15 protein-coding genes are annotated in these 17572 nt (G+C 68.0%); all 15 read right to left on the bottom strand.

Going from position 1 to position 17572, the window contains the following annotated elements:
* Positions 1-65 precede the first annotated feature (65 nt).
* Positions 66-1298 carry a cell division protein FtsA gene (gene ftsA / locus AC3WLE_RS03445; protein WP_010814765.1) on the bottom strand — a complete coding sequence of 411 codons (1233 nt, stop codon included), beginning with the start codon at positions 1296-1298 and terminating at the stop codon, positions 66-68.
* Positions 1295-2218, bottom strand: coding sequence for a cell division protein FtsQ/DivIB (locus AC3WLE_RS03440; RefSeq protein WP_492321575.1), 924 nt, complete (start codon positions 2216-2218; stop codon positions 1295-1297). The genes ftsA and AC3WLE_RS03440 overlap by 4 nt, the downstream gene beginning before the upstream one ends.
* Positions 2219-2245: 27 nt before the next feature.
* Positions 2246-3229, bottom strand: a complete 984-nt coding sequence (locus AC3WLE_RS03435; RefSeq protein ID WP_492321576.1) for a D-alanine--D-alanine ligase — start codon at positions 3227-3229, stop codon at positions 2246-2248.
* A complete protein-coding gene (murC, locus tag AC3WLE_RS03430) occupies positions 3226-4659 on the bottom strand; it encodes a UDP-N-acetylmuramate--L-alanine ligase (RefSeq protein ID WP_492353047.1) in 1434 nt (477 codons plus the stop codon). The genes AC3WLE_RS03435 and murC overlap by 4 nt, the downstream gene beginning before the upstream one ends.
* A gap of 22 nt (positions 4660-4681) precedes the next feature.
* Positions 4682-5752, bottom strand: coding sequence for an undecaprenyldiphospho-muramoylpentapeptide beta-N-acetylglucosaminyltransferase (murG, locus tag AC3WLE_RS03425; RefSeq protein ID WP_492321578.1), 1071 nt, complete (start codon positions 5750-5752; stop codon positions 4682-4684).
* On the bottom strand, positions 5749-6990 hold the full coding sequence (gene ftsW / locus AC3WLE_RS03420; RefSeq protein ID WP_010814770.1) for a putative lipid II flippase FtsW: 1242 nt from the start codon (positions 6988-6990) through the stop codon (positions 5749-5751). The genes murG and ftsW overlap by 4 nt, the downstream gene beginning before the upstream one ends.
* A complete protein-coding gene (murD, locus tag AC3WLE_RS03415) occupies positions 6987-8498 on the bottom strand; it encodes a UDP-N-acetylmuramoyl-L-alanine--D-glutamate ligase (protein ID WP_492353046.1) in 1512 nt (503 codons plus the stop codon). Before murD ends, ftsW begins: the two co-directional genes overlap by 4 nt.
* 69 nt (positions 8499-8567) lie before the next feature.
* Positions 8568-9737 (bottom strand): phospho-N-acetylmuramoyl-pentapeptide-transferase, encoded by a 1170-nt coding sequence (gene mraY, locus AC3WLE_RS03410; protein WP_010814772.1) that lies wholly within the window; start codon positions 9735-9737, stop codon positions 8568-8570.
* A 13-nt stretch (positions 9738-9750) separates the two neighbouring features.
* Entirely contained in the window at positions 9751-11151 is a 1401-nt protein-coding gene (locus tag AC3WLE_RS03405) for a UDP-N-acetylmuramoyl-tripeptide--D-alanyl-D-alanine ligase (protein ID WP_492356128.1), read from the bottom strand.
* A complete protein-coding gene (locus AC3WLE_RS03400) occupies positions 11148-12710 on the bottom strand; it encodes a UDP-N-acetylmuramoyl-L-alanyl-D-glutamate--2,6-diaminopimelate ligase (protein ID WP_492321599.1) in 1563 nt (520 codons plus the stop codon). The genes AC3WLE_RS03405 and AC3WLE_RS03400 overlap by 4 nt, the downstream gene beginning before the upstream one ends.
* Complete coding sequence (locus tag AC3WLE_RS03395) at positions 12707-14512, bottom strand: peptidoglycan D,D-transpeptidase FtsI family protein (protein ID WP_010814775.1); 1806 nt, start codon at positions 14510-14512, stop codon at positions 12707-12709. Before AC3WLE_RS03395 ends, AC3WLE_RS03400 begins: the two co-directional genes overlap by 4 nt.
* Positions 14509-14826, bottom strand: a complete 318-nt coding sequence (gene ftsL / locus AC3WLE_RS03390; RefSeq protein WP_011616092.1) for a cell division protein FtsL — start codon at positions 14824-14826, stop codon at positions 14509-14511. Before ftsL ends, AC3WLE_RS03395 begins: the two co-directional genes overlap by 4 nt.
* Positions 14823-15824: a 16S rRNA (cytosine(1402)-N(4))-methyltransferase RsmH gene (gene rsmH / locus AC3WLE_RS03385; RefSeq protein ID WP_013958081.1), complete on the bottom strand. Its 1002-nt coding sequence runs from the start codon at positions 15822-15824 to the stop codon at positions 14823-14825. The genes ftsL and rsmH overlap by 4 nt, the downstream gene beginning before the upstream one ends.
* A 7-nt stretch (positions 15825-15831) precedes the next feature.
* A complete protein-coding gene (gene mraZ / locus AC3WLE_RS03380; protein WP_010814778.1) occupies positions 15832-16260 on the bottom strand; it encodes a division/cell wall cluster transcriptional repressor MraZ in 429 nt (142 codons plus the stop codon).
* A 418-nt stretch (positions 16261-16678) separates the two neighbouring features.
* The gene (gene coq7, locus AC3WLE_RS03375) at positions 16679-17302 is read right to left on the bottom strand and encodes a 2-polyprenyl-3-methyl-6-methoxy-1,4-benzoquinone monooxygenase (protein WP_492321582.1); all 624 of its coding nucleotides are present in this window, start codon (positions 17300-17302) and stop codon (positions 16679-16681) included.
* Positions 17303-17572: the final 270 nt, after the last annotated feature.

The following is a 17572-nucleotide window of genomic DNA, read 5'->3' as shown; positions in this document are numbered from 1 at the left end:
GCCTGTCCGGTAGACCGCCCTGCCCGTGCGCCGTTGCATCGTCAGCGCGTCAATTTCCGCATTGATCAGAAATTGCCGACAAACCATTCCTTCATGCGGGTCCACACCTGCTTGACCGAGCCGCTCTGCACGGCCACCTTGCGCCCGCGCATGCGTTGCACGCGGCCTTCCAGCAGCAGGCCCATCACAGTCGCGTAGCGCGGGCTCTTCACCACCTCGTGCAGGTTGCCGCGATACTCCGGCACGCCCACGCGCACAGGCTTGAGGAAGATGTCCTCGCCCAGCTCGACCATGCCCGGCATCATCGCGGTACCACCGGTGATGACCACGCCGGACGACAACAGTTCTTCATAGCCCGACTCGCGCACCACCTGGTGCACCAGCGAGTACAGCTCTTCGATGCGCGGCTCGATCACCGCGGCCAGTGCCTGGCGGCTGAGCGTGCGCGTGCCGCGGTCGCCCACGCCGGGCACCTCGATCATGTCGTCCGGGTCGGCGATCGCCTGCTTGGCGATGCCGTACTGGATCTTGATGTCCTCGGCATCGGGCGTCGGCGTGCGCAACGCCATGGCGATGTCGTTGGTGATCTGGTCGCCGGCGATGGGGATCACGGCCGTATGGCGGATCGCGCCTTCGCTGAAGATGGCGATGTCGGTGGTGCCGCCGCCAATGTCGACCAGCACCACGCCCAGTTCCTTCTCGTCCTCGGTCAGCACCGCCAGGCTGGAGGCCAGCGGCTGCAGGATCAGGTCGTGCACTTCCAGGCCGCAGCGGCGCACGCACTTGACGATGTTCTGCGCGGCGCTGACCGCGCCGGTGACGATATGCACCTTCACTTCCAGGCGGATGCCGCTCATGCCGATGGGCTCGCGCACGTCCTCCTGGCCGTCGATGATGAATTCCTGCGTCAGGATGTGCAGGATCTGCTGGTCGGTCGGGATATTGACCGCCTTGGCGGTCTCGATCACGCGCGCCACATCGGTCTGCGTGACCTCCTTGTCCTTGATCGCCACCATGCCGCTGGAGTTGAAGCTGCGGATGTGGCTGCCGGCAATGCCGGTGAAGACCTCCGAAATCTTGCAGTCGGCCATCAGCTCGGCCTCTTCCAGCGCCTTCTGGATCGACTGCACGGTGGCCTCGATATTGACCACGACCCCTTTCTTCAGACCCTTGGACTCTGACTGGCCCATCCCGATCACCTCGTAGCTGCCGTCGGGGCGCAGTTCTGCGACCACCGCCGCCACCTTCGAGGTGCCGATATCCAGACCGACCAACAGGTCCTTGTATTCCTTGCTCATCGGGTTTTCTCCGCGTTCTTGCTCTTCAGTCGCGTCGGATTGTTGTTGGAAGTACCTGAAACCGCTGCTGCCGCCGGCGCCGGCTTGGCCGCCTTCGCTGCTTTCGCCGCCTTCTCCGCCTTCTCCGCCCTGACCGCCGCTGCGATCTGCGCCTCGGTCAGGAAGCGGGCATTGGCGGCGCGGATGGCAAAGCCGTTGGGATAGCGCAAGTCGGCATACTCGATCTGGCTGCCCCATTGCTGGGTGACCTGCGGCCAGGCCGCGACGAAGCGCCGGACCCGCTGGTCCATCGCCACGCGATCCTCATCGTTCTGCTCGCGGCCCAGTTCGACCTCCATGCCGTTGGACAGCTTCGCGCGCCAGGCATAGCGGCCAGACAGGGCCACCGCCAGCGGCTCGGCCTTGAGCGGCTTGAACCACTGGCGCATGACCTCGAGCTTCTCGATCACATCGCCCTCGCTGTCCGGCGGCCCGTCCAGCGCCAGCAGCTGTGCGTCTTCTTCCGCCTCGGCGGTGTTGGCAACAAAAACCTCGCCATAGGTATTGATCAGGCGCCCGCTGTCGGGCGTACCCCAGGTGCCCAGCGCCTCGTGTTCCTCGACCTCGACCGCCAGGCCGTTGGGCCACTCGCGCCGCACGCTGGCGCGCCGCACCCAGGGCACCGACTCGAACGCCTGCCGGGCCGCGTTCAGGTCCAGCGTGAAGAAATTGCCGGTCAGCTTGCCCAGCGCGCTGGCACGCACGCTGGGCGCGTTCACGTGGCGCAGGGCGCCGCCGTCCAGCGGGCCGATCTCCACATGGGTGATGGCGAACACCGGCCGCTGCGCCAGCCACAGCAGGCCTGCCGCGAGCGCCATCAGCACCACCAGCGCGTACAGCGCGGAGGCGATCAGGTTGAGCAGGCGTGCGTTATGCCACATGGTCCGGTACGGTCCTGTTCGGTTGCGTTATTCGGGTTTCCAATGCTCGTTGGGATGCAGGTCCAGCGTGGCCGCGGCCACCACCTGCATCACGAAGTCCTCGTAGCTGATGCCAACCGCGCGCGCCGCCATCGGCACCAGCGAATGGCCGGTCATGCCGGGCGAGGTATTCATCTCGAGCAGGAAAGGCTTGCCGTCGGCGCGCAGCATCAGGTCGGCGCGCGCCCAGCCGCGGCAGCCCAGCACGCGGTAGGACTGCACCGCCAGTGCCCGGACCTCGCGTTCGACTTCTGGGTCCAGGCCCGACGGGCACAAGTATTGGGTATCGTCAGTAAAGTACTTATTTTGATAGTCGTAGTTGGCTTCGGGCGCGACGATGCGGATCACCGGCAGCGCTTCGGCGCTGTCGCCCTCGCCCACGATCGGGCAGGTCAGCTCGGCGCCGTCGATAAAGGTCTCGGCAATGACGTCGTTGTCCAGCGCCGCGGCCTTGTCGAAGGCCGCGCGCATCTGGTCGGCGGCAGTGACCTTGGTCAGGCCGATCGACGAACCCTCGCGCGCCGGCTTGACGATCAGCGGCAGGCCCAGGTCGGCCGCCACGGCATCAAAATCAGTGTCCGCATGCAGCATGGCAAAGCGCGGCGTGGCCAGGTCATAGGTCATCCACAAGCGCTTGGTGGCCTGCTTGTCCATGGCCATGGCTGATGCCAGCACGCCGCTGCCGGTGTACGGCACGCCCAGCTGCTCGAGCAGGCCCTGGATCGTGCCATCCTCGCCATAGCGGCCATGCAGCGCGATAAAGACGCGGTCAAAGCCGGCAGCGGCCAGCTCGGCCACGCTCTGCAGGCCCGGGTCGAAGCCGTGCGCGTCCACGCCGCGCGACTGCAGCGCGGCCAGCACGCCGTTGCCCGACATCAGCGAGATCTCGCGTTCGGCCGAGCGTCCACCCAGCAGCACGCCGACCTTGCCCAGCGACTTGGGATCGATATTGGGATGGGCGACGAAGCTCATGCCTGGCCTCCCTGCGTTGATTGCGTCGATTGCTGGTGCGACACCAGCTGCCCCGGCACGGCCCCGATCGAGCCCGCGCCCATCGTCACGACCACATCGCCCGGCCGGACGGCATCCAGGATGGCCTGCGGCATTTCTTCCATCTGCTCCACGAAAACAGGTTCGACCTTGCCGGCCACGCGCAGCGCGCGGGTCAGCGCACGGCCGTCGGCGGCCACGATCGGGGCTTCGCCGGCAGCGTAGACCTCGGCCAGCAGCAGGGCATCGACGGTGCCCAGCACTTTGACGAAGTCCTCAAAGCAATCCCGCGTACGGGTAAAGCGGTGCGGCTGGAACGCCAGCACCAGGCGGCGCCCCGGGAACGCGCCGCGCGCGGCGGCCAGCGTGGCCGCCATCTCCACCGGGTGGTGGCCGTAGTCGTCCACCAGGGTGAAGGTGCCGGCGCCATCGGGCGTGGCCACCTCGCCGTAGCGCTGGAAGCGGCGGCCCACACCGTGGAACTCGCGCAGTGCCTTGACGATGGCGGCATCGGGCACCTCCAGCTCGGTGGCGATGGCGATCGCCGCCAGCGCGTTCTGCACGTTGTGCAGGCCGGGCAGGTTCAGCACGATCTCCAGCGGCGGCTCGGCATGGCCGTCGAGCTGGCGCAGCACGGTGAAGTGCATCTGGCCGTCGACCGCGCGCGCGTCCACGGCGCGGATCTGGGCATCCTCGGCAAAGCCGTAGCGCACCACCGGCTTGGACACGAACGGCAGGATCTCGCGCACGTTGGGGTCATCCACGCACAGCACCGCGATGCCGTAGAACGGCAGCCGCTGGGTGAATTCGATGAACGCCTGCTTGAGCCGGGCAAAGTCATGCCCGTAGGTGTCCATGTGATCGGCATCGATATTGGTAATGACCTCGATCACCGGGAACAGGTTCAGGAACGATGCGTCCGACTCGTCGGCCTCGGCCACGATGAAGTCGCCCGTGCCCAGGCGCGCGTTGGCGCCGGCCGAATTCAGGCGGCCGCCGATGACGAAGGTCGGGTCCAGCCCGCCTTCGGCCAGCACCGAGGCCACCAGGCTGGTGGTGGTGGTCTTGCCGTGCGTGCCGGCAATGGCCACGCCCTGCTTCAGGCGCATCAGTTCGGCCAGCATCACCGCGCGCGGCACCACCGGGATGCGCTTGCTGCGGGCGGCCAGCACTTCGGGGTTGTCGCCGCTGACGGCGGTCGACACCACCACCGCGTTGGCGCCGGTCACGTTGGCCGCGTCATGCCCGTGCATGACCGTGGCGCCCAGCGAAGCCAGGCGCCGCGTGGCGGCATTGTTGCCCACGTCCGAGCCCGAGACCTTGTATCCCAGGTTCAGCAGGACCTCGGCGATGCCGCTCATGCCGGCGCCGCCGATGCCCACGAAGTGGATGTTCTTGACGATATGCTTCATTCGATTGCTGCTTATATAGGCTTCAGTCCCTGGCCAGCTGACTGCAGATCTCGGCGACGCGCCGGGTTGCCTCAGGTTTGGCCAGTCCGCGCGCCAGGCGCGCCATGTCTTTCAGCTGCGGCCGGGTCAGGCTGGCGATGGTTTGCGCCAGCCCCTCGGCCGTCAGGTCTTTCTGCTGCACCAGCAGGGCCGCTCCCTGCTTCGACAAAAATTCCGCGTTGGTGGTCTGGTGGTCGTCCACCGCATGCGGGAACGGCACGAACATCGCCGCCACGCCTGCGGCAGCCACTTCCGACACCGTCATCGCGCCGGCGCGGCAGATCACCAGGTCCGCATCGGCGTAAGCGCGCGCCATGTCGTCGATAAACGGCAGGGTCTGCGCGGGCACCTGCGCGGCCGCGTAGTTGGTGCGCAGCGTGTCGATCTGCTTCGCGCCCGCCTGATGCGTGACCACCGGGCGCTCGCCCTCGGGCAGCCGCGCGATGGCCTTGGGCACCACCTCGTTCAGTGCCGCGGCGCCCAGGCTGCCGCCCACCACCAGGATGCGCAGCGGGCCGCTGCGCTGGTCATAGCGCGCTTCGGGCGCATCCAGGTGCGCCAGTTCCTCGCGCACCGGGTTGCCGGTCCATTCGCCGCCGGGCAGCGTGTCCGGGAACGCGCACAGCACGCGGTCGGCCACCTTGGCCAGCACCTTGTTGGCCAGTCCGGCGATCGAGTTCTGCTCGTGCAGCACCAGCGGGCGCCCCAGCAGCGACGCCATCATGCCGGCCGGGAAGGTGATATAGCCGCCCATGCCCAGCACCACGCTCGGGCGCACCCGGCGCAGCGCGGCTATGCTCTGCCAGAACGCGCGCAGCAGGTTCAGCGGCAGCAGGAACTTGGTCACCAGGCCCTTGCCGCGCAGCCCGCCGAACTGGATGAACTCCATCGGGATGTCGTGCTTGGGCACCAGCGTGGCCTCCATGCCGGTGCGGTTGCCCAGCCAGACCACTTTCCAGCCCTGCTCACGCAGCGCCTGCGCGACCGCCAGCCCCGGGAACACATGTCCCCCGGTGCCGCCGGCCATCACGAGCAAGGTGCGCGGTCCGGTCATACCTTCCCTCCGCGCATCAATACTCGATTTTCATAATCAATGCGCAGCAGGATCGCCAGCGCCACGCAGTTCATCAAGATCCCCGAGCCGCCATAGCTCACCAGCGGCAGCGTCAGCCCCTTGGTCGGCAGCAGGCCCAGGTTCACGCCCATATTGATAAAGGTCTGCCAGCCGATCCACACGCCGATGCCTTTGGCCACCAGGCCGGCAAAGGTGCGGTCCAGCTGCAGCGCGGTGCGGCCGATATTGAAGGCGCGCCGCACCAGCCAGTAGAACAGCACGATCACCACCAGCACGCCGACAAAGCCAAATTCCTCGCCGATCACCGCGAGGATGAAGTCGGTATGGGCCTCGGGCAGGTAGTGCAGCTTCTCGATGCTGCCGCCCAGCCCCACCCCGGTCCATTCGCCGCGGCCGAAGGCGATCAGCGAGTGCGTGAGCTGGTAGGCCTTGCCCAGTGCGTTGCTCTCTTCCCACGGGTTCAGGTAGGCGAAGATCCGCTCGCGCCGCCAGGGCGAAGCCGTGATCAGCAGCGCGAACGCGCCTATTGCCACGCCCACCAGCCCGGCGAACAGCTTGCCGTTGATGCCGCCCAGGAACAGGATGCCCATCGCCACCGCGGCGATCACCAGGAACGCGCCCATGTCGGGCTCGAGCAGCAGCAGCATGCCCACCACCACCACCGCCACGCCCATCGGCAAAAAGCCCTTGGACACGGTCTGCATCCACTCCTGCTTGCGCACGGTGTAGTTGGCCGCGTACAGCACCACCGCCAGCTTCATCAGCTCGGACGGCTGGAAGTTCATCACCCCCAGCGGAATCCAGCGCCGCGCGCCGTTCACGCCCTTGCCGACGAACGGCACCAGCACGATCACCAGCAGGATCAGCGCGAAGATAAAGAGCTTGGGCGCATAGCGGTCCCACACCTTGACCGGGACCTGGAACGACGCCAGCCCGACCGACAGCCCGATCCCAAGCGCGAACGCATGGCGCATCAGGAAGTGGCTCTCGCGGTAGTTGGCGTAGCGCGGCGAGTCCGGCAGCGCGATCGAGGCCGAATAGACCATCACCAGGCCGAGCGCGAGCAGCACGATCGACACCCACAGCATGGGCTGGTCGTACTCCATCATGCGCGAGCGGGTCGGCTTGACGCCCGACACGGCGTCGCGCAGGCCACCCCAGGCATTGCCGATGGTGGCGCCGATAAAGCCGCTGCGCTTGACCTGTGCTTCGCTCATGGCAGGATCCCCCGGGACAGCGCCAGTTCTTCCACCGCGCCGCGGAACACCTCGGCGCGATGCACATAGTTGCGGAACATGTCGAGGCTGGCGCACGCCGGCGACAGCAGCACCACATCGCCGTTCTCGGCCAGTCGGGCAGCCTTGGTCACGGCCTCTTCCAGCGTGCCGGCGTCGACCAGGCTGGCACCGCTGCCCTGCAATGCATCGCGCAGTTCACCCGCGGCACGGCCGATCAGCACCACCGCGCGCGCGTACTGCGCCACCGGCGCGGCCAGCGGCGAGAAATCCTGGCCCTTGCCTTCGCCGCCGGCGATCAGCACCACGCGCTTGTCCAGCCCAGACAGCGCAGCCACGGTGGCGCCCACGTTGGTGCCCTTGCTGTCGTCGAAATACTCGACATCGTCGATGGTCGCGACCCACTCCACGCGGTGCGGCTCGCCGCGGTATTCGCGCAGGCCGTGCAGCAGTGCGTTCATCGGCAGGTCGATGGCGCGGCACAGCGCCAGCGCGGCCATCGCATTGGTGGCGTTGTGCATGCCGCGGATATGCAGCGCGTCGGCCGGCATCAGGCGCTTGTGGCGCACCGGCACGGCTTCCTGGACCACCTCGGCGGCCTTGCGGCGGCGCGGCTTGCCCTCCCCTTCCGCTTCCGGATCCGGTTCGGCCAGCACCAGCCAGGGCATGCCGCCCTCGCGCAGGATGCCGAAGCTGCCCGGCGTTTCCGGCAGGTCGGTGCCGAAGGTCAGCGGCGTGCGCCCGGGCCGTGCCATGTCCATGGTCAGGCGGTCGTTGCGGTTGAGCACCTGCACGCATTCGCTGCCGGCCGGCCCGAAGATGCGCGCCTTGGACGCGGCATAGGCTTCCATCGAGCCATGCCAGTCCAGGTGGTCCTGGGTGACGTTGAGCACAGTCGCCGCGGCGGGCGCCAGCGTGTGCGTGGTTTCCAGCTGGAAGCTGGACAGCTCAAGCACCCACACCTCCGGCAGCGATGCCGAGGCGATGCAGGCCGACAGCTTGTCCAGCGCCGACGGGCTGATATTGCCCGCCACCGCCACGCTCTTGCCGGCGCGCTCCACCAGCCGGCCGGTCAGCGCGGTGGTGGTGGTCTTGCCGTTGGTGCCGGTGATCGCCAGGATCTTCGGCACGTAGCCGGACTCGGCTTCCAGGTGGCGCAGCGCGCGCACGAACAGCTCGATCTCGCCCCACACCGGGATGCCGCGCGCCTGCGCCGCGGCCAGCAGCGCGCCAGTGGCGGCTTCCAGCGGCGACAGGCCCGGGCTGATCGCCACCAGGCCGATGCCGTCGAGCAGGCTGTCGGCGAACGGGCCGCCGACGAATTCGGCCGAAGTCAGCTCGGCCTGCAGGAAGACAAGGTTGGCGGGCGCCTCGCGCGTGTCTGCCACGCGCACCGCGCAGCCGTTCAGGCCACACCAGCGCGCCATGGCCAGGCCCGACTCACCAAGGCCCAGTACCAGCACATGAGGTTTTTGCAGCTCGCCAAACACTTCGATTTCCTGCCTTTGTTTTCCTGTATCTATATAGAATGCGCCGTCAGTCCCTGACCCGCGCAACCATTAACGCAACTTCAGCGTCGACAACCCGATCAGCACCAGCAGCATGGTGATGATCCAGAAGCGCACCGTGACCTGGGTTTCCTTCCAGCCGCCCAGCTCGAAATGGTGGTGCAGCGGCGCCATCCGGAATAGCCGCCTGCCTTCGCCATAGCGGCGCTTGGTGATCTTGAACCACGTCACCTGCGCCATCACCGACAGTGTTTCCACCACGAAGATACCGCCCATCACGAACAGCACGATCTCCTGGCGCACGATCACCGCCACCGTGCCGAGCGCGCCGCCCAGCGCCAGCGCGCCCACGTCGCCCATGAAAACCTGCGCCGGGTGCGCGTTGAACCAGAGGAAGGCCAGCCCCGCGCCGGCCAATGCCGAGCAGAAGATCAGCAGTTCGCCCGCGCCCGGGATATGCGGGAACAGCAGGTACTTGCTGTAGACCGAGTTGCCCATCACGTACGCAAACACGCCCAGCCCGCCGCCAACCAGCACCACCGGCATGATCACCAGCCCGTCCAGGCCGTCGGTCAGGTTGACGGCGTTGCTCGAGCCCACGATCACCAGGTAGGTCAGCACGATGAAGCCGGCCACGCCCAGCGGGTAGCTGATCTCCTTGAAGAAGGGCACGATCAGGTTGGACTTGTACGGCATGTCCAGCGACAGCCCGCCCTCGACCCAGTTCAGGAACAGCTCCCACACCCGCACGTTGCTGCTTTCCGATACCGAAAACGCCAGGTAGACCGCGGCCACAAGGCCGATCAGCGTCTGCCAGAAAAATTTCTCGCGGCTCGACATGCCGCGCGGGTCGCGATACACCACCTTGCGGTAGTCGTCGACCCAGCCGATCGCGCCGTAGCCGAAGGTGACCAGCATCACCACCCAGATAAAACGGTTGCCCCAGTCGCACCACAGCAGCGTCGACACCGCGATCGAGACCAGCACCAGCACGCCGCCCATGGTCGGCGTGCCGGCCTTGACCAGGTGGGTCTGCGGGCCGATGGTGCGCACCGCCTGGCCGACCTTCAGCTCGGTCAGCTTGCGGATCACCCACGGACCGAACGCCAGCCCGATCAGAAGCGCGGTGAGGTTGGCCATCACCGCGCGGAAAGTCAGATAGTTGACGACCCGGAGGAAGCTGTAGTCGTTTTGCAGCCACTGGGCCAGAGCCAATAACATCGTGTTGTCTTATTTAATGTGCGGAAGTGTCTGCGACCAGCGCCGCGACCATCCGTTCCATGCGCATGAAGCGCGATCCCTTCACCAGCACGGCGCCCACTTGCGCCACCATGCCCCTGCTGTCTTCCTCCAGCGCCTTTGCCAGGGCTTCCGCGGTGCCGAAATGCCGGCCACCCGCGCCGAATGCCTGCACCGCATGCACGGCCAGTTCACCGGTCGCCCACAGCGTGCCAATGCCGCGCGCCTTGGCGTAGGCACCGATCTCTTGGTGGAATGCGGGGCCCTGGTCGCCCACTTCGCCCATGTCGCCCAGCACCAGCACACGCGGCGCGGCAAAGCCGGCCAGCACGTCGATGGCGGCGCGCATGGAGTCGGGGTTGGCGTTGTATGTGTCGTCGATGACTACCGTCCCACCCGGCGTGTACTTGACCTGCAGCCGGCCCTTGACCGCCTGGAACCCGGCCAGGCCCCGCTGGATCGCCGGCACGTGCACCCCCGCGGCCAGCGCGCAGGCGATGGCCGCCAGCGCGTTGCGCACGTTGTGCTCACCCAGCAGCGCCAGGCGCACGTCGAAGGCATGGCCAGGCGCGCGTACCTGCATCACCTGTGCGCCGTCGACCAGCGTCACGGTGGCGTGCACATCGGCGCGCTGCGAGGTGCCGAACGACAGCGCGCGGCGCGCGCCCGCGGCATTGCGCCACACCGGCGCGTAGGCGCCGCCGCTTTCCGCGTCGAGCGGGTACACCGCCACGCCGTTGGCAGGCAGCGCCGCAATCGCGGCAGCGTGCTCGTGGGCGACGGCTTCCACACTGACCATGAACTCCTGGTGCTCGCGCTGCGCGTTGGTGATCACCGCCACGGTGGGCTGGGCGATGCCGGCCAGGTAGACCGTCTCGCCCGGATGGTTCATGCCGAGCTCCAGCACCGCCAGCTTGTGCGTGGCGCGCAGGCGCAGCACCGTCAGCGGCAGGCCGATATCGTTGTTCAGATTGCCGCCGGTGGCCAGGCGCTGCTCCTCGCCTACCGCCGCGGCGAAGATGGCCGCGATCATTTCCTTGACCGTGGTCTTGCCGTTGCTGCCGGTCACCGCCACCGCCGGCAGCGTGAACTGGCGGCGCCAGCCGGCGCCAAGCTCGCCCAGCGCAAGGCGCGTGTCCGGCGCGACGATGGCCGGCACGCCGGCATCGACCTCGCGGCTGACCAGCACGGCGACAGCGCCGCGCGCCACCACGTCGGCGATGAAATCATGCGCGTCGAAGCGCTCGCCCTTGAGGGCGATGAACAGGTCGCCGGGCTCGACGCTGCGGCTGTCGCTATGCACGCGCGAAAACTCCACGGCGCCGTCGCCGCAAACGCGCGCGCCGGCGATCCAGCCGGCGGCTTGCTGCAAGGTGGTCATTGGGGTCTGGCTCATGCCGATACTCCACGGGTGGCAAGCGCCAGTCGTACATGTTCGCGATCGGAGAACGGGCGCTTGCGCCCCTGGATCTCCTGGGTGGCCTCATGGCCCTTGCCCGCCACCAGCACCACGTCGGCCGGTGCCGCGTGCCTGACGGCATAGAGGATGGCGGCGGCGCGGTCTTCGATCTGGCGCGCGCGCGCGCGCTCGGCCATGCCGTCGGCAATGGCGTCCAGGATGTCCTGTGGGTCTTCGCTGCGCGGGTTGTCGCTGGTCAGGATGACCTCGTCGGCCTCGCGCTCGGCCACCGCGCCCATCAGCGGGCGCTTGATCGGGTCGCGGTCGCCACCGCAGCCGAACACGCACCACAGGCGGCCGTTGCGCGCCTGCGCCACCGGGCGCAGCGCGGCCAGCGTCTGTGCCAGCGCGTCCGGGGTATGGGCGTAGTCGACCACGGCCAGCGGCGCATCCGGGCCGCCGGCGGCACCGAACAACTCCATGCGCCCTTCGACCGGCGTCAGCGCGCGCAGCGCGGCGATGGCCGCGTCCCACGCCACGCCGTTGGCGAGCGCCGCACCCAGCACCGCCAGCAGGTTGCTGACGTTGAAGGCGCCGATCATCGGCGTGGCCATCTCGGCGCTGCCGAAGCTGCCGTCGATATGGAAGGCGGTGCCGGTGGGCGTGGCGCGCACCTTGGTGGCGCGCAGCCACTCGCCGCGCGGGCGGCGCACCGTGGCCGCGCCGGGGCCGTCGATGCCGTATTCGATCACGTGCGGCGCGCCGATGGCGGCGGCGTCCGCCGCCAGCAGGCGCTGGCCCATGGCGTCGTCGCGGTTGACCACCGCTGTGCGCAGGCCGTCCCAGCGGAACAGGCTCACCTTGGCGGCCTCGTACTCGGCCATCGAGCCGTGGTAGTCGAGGTGGTCCTGGGTCAGGTTGGTCAGCACCGCCACCGAGAAATGCGTGCCGGCCACGCGCTCCTGCTCCAGGCCGTGCGAGGACACCTCCATCGCCACTGCGCGCGCGCCGGCGTCGTGCAGGGACGCCAGGCTGGCCTGCAGCTGCACCGCGTCGGGCGTGGTGAAGCCGGTAGCCTGCAGCGCGCCCGGGAAGCCGGAGCCCAGCGTGCCAATGGTCGCGCAGGGCGTGCCGGCGGCCTGCAGCACCCGTGCCAGCCACTGGCTGCACGAGGTCTTGCCGTTGGTGCCGGTGATGCCGGTCACGGCCAGGCCGCGCACCGGGTTGCCATGCCAGCCGGCGGCGATCGGGCCAGCCAGCTGGTGCAGGCGGCTCACCGCGAGATGCGGCACGACGTCGCCGAAGGGCCAGTCGAAGCCGTCGGCCTCATAGACGATGGCCCCCGCGCCGGCGGCGATCGCCTGGGCGATATAGGGCCGGCCATCGGTGGCCAGGCGCGCGTTGCCGAGCACGTAGGCGAAGAACACATCGCCACGCGCCAGGCGCCGGGTATCTCCGGTCAACTGCGCGGCGGCGGCCACGTTGGTACGCAGCCAGGCCAGCGCGTTGCTGGCCTGGGCGGTGACCTCGAGCGGGAGCAGTGGCTTGGCCGTCATTGGGTCGAGCTCCACGGTTCGCTCTCCTGCACCTTGTCGCTGACCACCAGCTGGCGGATCGGCGAGTCGGGCTGCACATTCAGTGCGCGCAGCGTGCCGCCGGTGATGGCCGCGAACGCCGGGCCGGCCACCAGGCCGCCGTAGTGGCTGCCCGCGGTGGGTTCGTCCACGCTGACGGCCACGATGATGCGCGGATTCGACATCGGCGCCAGGCCGATGAACGAGGCGCGGTACTTGCTGCGGTTGTAGCCGCGGCCTTCATGCTTGTAGGCGGTACCGGTCTTGCCGCCGACGCGGTAGCCCATCACCTGCGCCTCGGGGGCGGTGCCGCCGGGAGCGGTCACGGTCTCCATCATGGCGCGCACGTCGCGCGCCACCTGGGGCGACAGGATGCGCTCGCCGGTGGCGGGGCCGCTGGTGCGGAACATCGACACCGGGATCAGCTCGCCGTCATGCGCGAAGATGGTGTAGGCATGCGCCATCTGGAACAGCGACACCGACAGGCCGTAGCCGTATGACATGGTGGCCTGCTCGATCGGGCGCCAGCTCTTGAACGGGCGCACGCGGCCGGCCACGGCGCCGGGGAAGCCGATCTTGGGCGCCTGGCCGAGGCCGATGCTGGTGTACATGTCCCACATCTCCTGCGGCTTCATCATCATCGCGATCTTGGTCGTGCCGATGTTGCTCGACTTCTGGATCACGCCGCTCACCGTCAGCGCCCCGTAGTTGTGGGTATCGCTGATGGTGGCGCCTTCGAAGTTGTACTTGCCGGTGGTGGTGATCACCGTGGACGGCGTCACGCGCTTGAGCTGCAGCGCCAGGCCGACCGTGATCGGCTTCATCATCGAGCCGGGCTCGAAGGTGTCGGTCAGCACACGGTTGCGCAGCTGCTCGCCGGACAGCCGGGTACGGTCGTTGGGGTTGTAGGTGGGCCAGTTGGCCAGCGCCAGCACTTCGCCGGTCTGGGCGTCGAGCACCACCGCGCTGGCGGCCTTGGCCTTGTGCTTTTCGACCACGGCCTTGAGCTCGTTGTAGGCCAGGTACTGGATCTTGGCGTCGATCGACAGCTGGATGTCCTCGCCGTCGCGCGGGGTCTTCAGCACGCCGACGTCCTCGACCACGCGGCCCAGGCGGTCCTTGATCACCTGGCGCGCGCCGGCCCGGCCGGCCAGGCCTGGCTCGCGCGCCAGCTCCACGCCTTCCTGGCCGCGGTCTTCCACGTTGGTGAAGCCGACGATGTGGGCCATCGCCTCGCCTTCCGGGTAGAAGCGCTTGTATTCGCGGGTCTGGTGGATGCCCTCGATCTTCAGCGCGGCGATCTTGTCGGCGACGTCAGGCAGCACCTGGCGCTTCAGGTAGACGAAGCCCTTGTCCTCGGACAGCTTCTTGCCCAGGTCTTTCTCGGACATGCCGAGCAACTTCGCCAGCTGGCGGATCTTGGCGGCCTCGACCTGGTTGGGCACGTCCTCGGGCACCGCCCAGACGGCCTTGACCGGCAGGCTGGTGGCCAGCACCAGGCCGTTGCGGTCCAGGATCTTGCCGCGCGTGGCCGGCAGCTCCAGCGTGCGCTGGAAGCGCTTCTTGCCCTCGGCCTCGTAGAACTGGTTGCCGGGGCCCTGGATCCAGGCCGCGCGCAGGGCCAGCGCGCCGAAGGCGGCGAACATCAGGAACACCACCAGCTTGGAGCGCCACATCGGCAGGCGCAGGCCCAGCACCGGGCTGGCCGAGAACTGGCCGCTGCGCGGGCGCGAGGCGGTGCCGTTGCGGTCACGGCGGGGCGGGTTGGGACGGGCCATGCTCATCGGCGCGCCTCCGCGGCACTGGCCGACGCCGCCTCGGCAGGCGGCGGCAGCACGATGCCGGACAGGTACTGGGTCTTGCCGGGGTTGACCGGCGCCATCTTCAGCTGCGCGCGCGCCGCGTCGGCGATGCGCGCGCTCTTGCCCAGCGCGCTCTGCTGGTACTGCAGGCGCGACCAGTCGATATCGAGCTGCTTCTCTTCAGCCTGGGCCCGCTCCAGCGCGACGAACAGCGTGCGCGCCTGGTGCTGCGCGCTCACCAGCGACAGCGCGCACAGGATCAGCGCGGCGAGCAGGAAGAAGGTCAGGCGGTTCATGCGCGTGCGCCTCCGCCCGCAGGGGTCGCGGCAGGGGCCAGCTTCTCGGCCACGCGCATCACGGCCGAGCGCGCGCGCGGGTTGGCGGCCACCTCTTCAGTGCCCGGCTTGTAGCGGCCGAGCAGGCGCAGCGTCGGTTGCGGCAGGTCGGCCGCGCGCAGCGGCGCGCGGCGCAGCGCCGGGTCGGCATCCTGCTGGGGACGGGCGTGCGCCGCCATGAACCGCTTGACGATGCGGTCCTCCAGCGAGTGGAAGCTGATCACCACCAGGCGCCCTCCGACCTGCAGCAGTTCATACGCCGCCTTCAGCCCTCTTTCGAGGTCCTCAAGCTCTTGATTGACGTGAATCCGTAGAGCCTGAAAGGTGCGGGTCGCAGGGTCCTGACCCTTCTCGCGTGTTTTGACGGCTTTCGCCACGAGCGCGGCAAGGTCGGCAGTAGTGGCGATGGGTCCGCCATCGCCGGGTTCGCTCCGGCGAGCAACAATCGCCTTTGCAATCTGTACAGCAAACCGTTCTTCCCCATAGTCTCGTATCACCCTGGCAATGTCCTGCTCATCCGCCTGCGCCAGCCACTGCGCGGCAGTGATGCCGCGCGTGGTGTCCATGCGCATGTCCAGCGGGCCCTCGAAACGAAAGGAAAACCCCCTCGCCGCCTCGTCGATCTGGGGCGAGCTGATCCCCAGGTCGAGCAGCACGCCGGCGACGTGGCCGCGCCCCGACAGGCGCTCGGCCATGGCCGCAAAGCTCGCGTGCTCAATGGAGAAGCGGGCATCCTTGATGGTGCCCGCTTCTGCGATTGCTGCTGGGTCCTTGTCGAACGCAACCAGGGCCCCGTCTGGCCCCAGCCGGGCCAGCACCGCCCGGCTGTGCCCTCCCCTGCCGAAGGTGCCGTCGACGTAGACCCCGTCGGGCCGCCAGACCAAGGCGTCGACGGCCTCGTCCAGCAGCACGGTGCGATGGCGCAGGGCGGGGGTTGCCGGCGTTCCGGTTGGACTCATGACCTCGTCAGAAAGAGAAATTCTTCAATGCTTCGGGCATGCCCTGCGCCATCGCCTGCTGTTCCTTGGCGGCGTAGGTCGCGGCATCCCACACTTCGAAATGGCTGCCCATGCCGAGCAGCATGACTTCTTTGTCGAGCATGGCGGCACTGCGCAGCTCCGGGGCGATCAGCACCCGGCCCGCGCCGTCCATTTCCACGTCGGCGGCGTTGCCCAGGAAGATGCGCTTCCACCAGTGCGCATCCATCGGCAGCGCTGCAATGCGCGTGCGGAAGGTTTCCCACTCGGGCCGGGGAAACAGCAACAGGCAGCCATCCGGGTGCTTGGTCAGCGTCACCCGGCCCTCGGCCTGCTGTTGCAGCGCCTCGCGGTGCCGGGACGGAATGGACATCCGCCCCTTGGCATCCAGCGAGAGTGCCGATGCTCCCTGAAACAAGCTTGCTCCCGGTCCATGCCGGCCGGTAGTCGGCCAGCATGCGCGTGAATCCCTTCTGTTCCGACTATGGCGACATCATCCCACGGCCGGGGCCCAATTTCACACAAAAATACACTTCCTCACACTATTTCCCACTTTAGAGGAAGCGATATGGCGGGTCAAGGCTGGTTGCAGGGCAGCAAACGAGTTTTTTTGAATCAGAACAATGACTTAGCGCGCACACCTCACGCACCGAAAAAGTGAATCCTTAATGAAATGAAGATCTTAGGGAGGAAAGCCGAGAAACCACCTGAGAACCACTTGCGGAGGAACTGCCGGCGGCACGGGAAAGACCTGCCCCGTCGCGCGAAGGAAGGATACAACAATTGCCCGCCAGCCCCGCCGGAACCAGGGCCGGCGGGGGGCAGGCAGGGCCGGCTCAGATCCGGTAGGCGGCGGTGGTCATCACGCGCGAGGCGCCGCGCATCAGCGCCCGCACCGGGGCGGGCAACGGGATCCCGCCGGCATCGCGCGCGGCATCGCCGTGGCGGATCTCATCGTCGCGCATCTGCTCGAGGATGGCGCGCGAGCGGCCGTCGGCCTCGGGCAGGCGGTCCAGGTGCCCGCCCAGGTGGTGCTCGACCTGGCGCTCGGTCTCGGCGACAAAGCCCAGGCTGACGCGGTCGCCGGCGCGGCCGGCCATCCAGCCGATGGCGAAGGCGCCGGCGTACCACAACGGGTTGAGCAGGCTCGGGCGCGAGCCCAGCTCGCGCAGGCGCTCGGCGCACCAGGCCAGGTGGTCTTCCTCTTCGCGCGCCGCGGCATCCATCTGCGCGCGCACCGCGCCGTCGTGCGCGGTGAGCTTCTGGGCCTGGTACAGGGCCTGCGCGCAGACCTCGCCGACATGGTTGATGCGCATCAGCCCGGCCACGTGGCGGCGTTCATCGGCGCTCATCTGTTCGGTGTCCGGCGCCAACCGGTCGGCCGGGTTGGCGCGCGCGGTGCGCGTAGCGCCGGCAATGGCGCGCAATGCCACGTCGAATTCTTTGATCAGGGTGTCCATGTCGCAGAGGCAGTTGGTCTTCGTTCCCGGCAGTCCCAGCGATCGTGGGGTGCGCAGCTGCGGCTGCGGTACGCGCAGGGGGCCATCGGGATTACCCGCATTGTAGCTTGCCTCTAATCGGCGCCAACCCGCATCCCGCCTTGCATTGATGCGCCCGGCTACTCAGAAACCCTGAGTTGTTAAAAGAAGACAAGGGGGATTGGCCTGAGTAGTGAATTAAGGGTTGTTTGTTACAGTACTTCGCAACTTCCAAGGAAGTTTGACGCACGG

The sequence above is a fragment of the Cupriavidus sp. FW306-1B-F12B genome, assembly GCF_058781795.1.
This window is presented reverse-complemented; position numbering and strand designations above follow the sequence as displayed.

Coding starts and splice junctions, on each gene's coding strand:
- ftsA (WP_010814765.1), bottom strand. CDS start 1,298: ATGAGCAAGGAATACAAGGACCTGTTGGTCGGTCTGGATATCGGCACC.
- AC3WLE_RS03440 (WP_492321575.1), bottom strand. CDS start 2,218: ATGTGGCATAACGCACGCCTGCTCAACCTGATCGCCTCCGCGCTGTAC.
- AC3WLE_RS03435 (WP_492321576.1), bottom strand. CDS start 3,229: ATGAGCTTCGTCGCCCATCCCAATATCGATCCCAAGTCGCTGGGCAAG.
- murC (WP_492353047.1), bottom strand. CDS start 4,659: ATGAAGCATATCGTCAAGAACATCCACTTCGTGGGCATCGGCGGCGCC.
- murG (WP_492321578.1), bottom strand. CDS start 5,752: ATGACCGGACCGCGCACCTTGCTCGTGATGGCCGGCGGCACCGGGGGA.
- ftsW (WP_010814770.1), bottom strand. CDS start 6,990: ATGAGCGAAGCACAGGTCAAGCGCAGCGGCTTTATCGGCGCCACCATC.
- mraY (WP_010814772.1), bottom strand. CDS start 9,737: ATGTTATTGGCTCTGGCCCAGTGGCTGCAAAACGACTACAGCTTCCTC.
- AC3WLE_RS03405 (WP_492356128.1), bottom strand. CDS start 11,151: ATGAGCCAGACCCCAATGACCACCTTGCAGCAAGCCGCCGGCTGGATC.
- AC3WLE_RS03400 (WP_492321599.1), bottom strand. CDS start 12,710: ATGACGGCCAAGCCACTGCTCCCGCTCGAGGTCACCGCCCAGGCCAGC.
- AC3WLE_RS03395 (WP_010814775.1), bottom strand. CDS start 14,512: ATGAGCATGGCCCGTCCCAACCCGCCCCGCCGTGACCGCAACGGCACC.
- ftsL (WP_011616092.1), bottom strand. CDS start 14,826: ATGAACCGCCTGACCTTCTTCCTGCTCGCCGCGCTGATCCTGTGCGCG.
- rsmH (WP_013958081.1), bottom strand. CDS start 15,824: ATGAGTCCAACCGGAACGCCGGCAACCCCCGCCCTGCGCCATCGCACC.
- coq7 (WP_492321582.1), bottom strand. CDS start 17,302: ATGGACACCCTGATCAAAGAATTCGACGTGGCATTGCGCGCCATTGCC.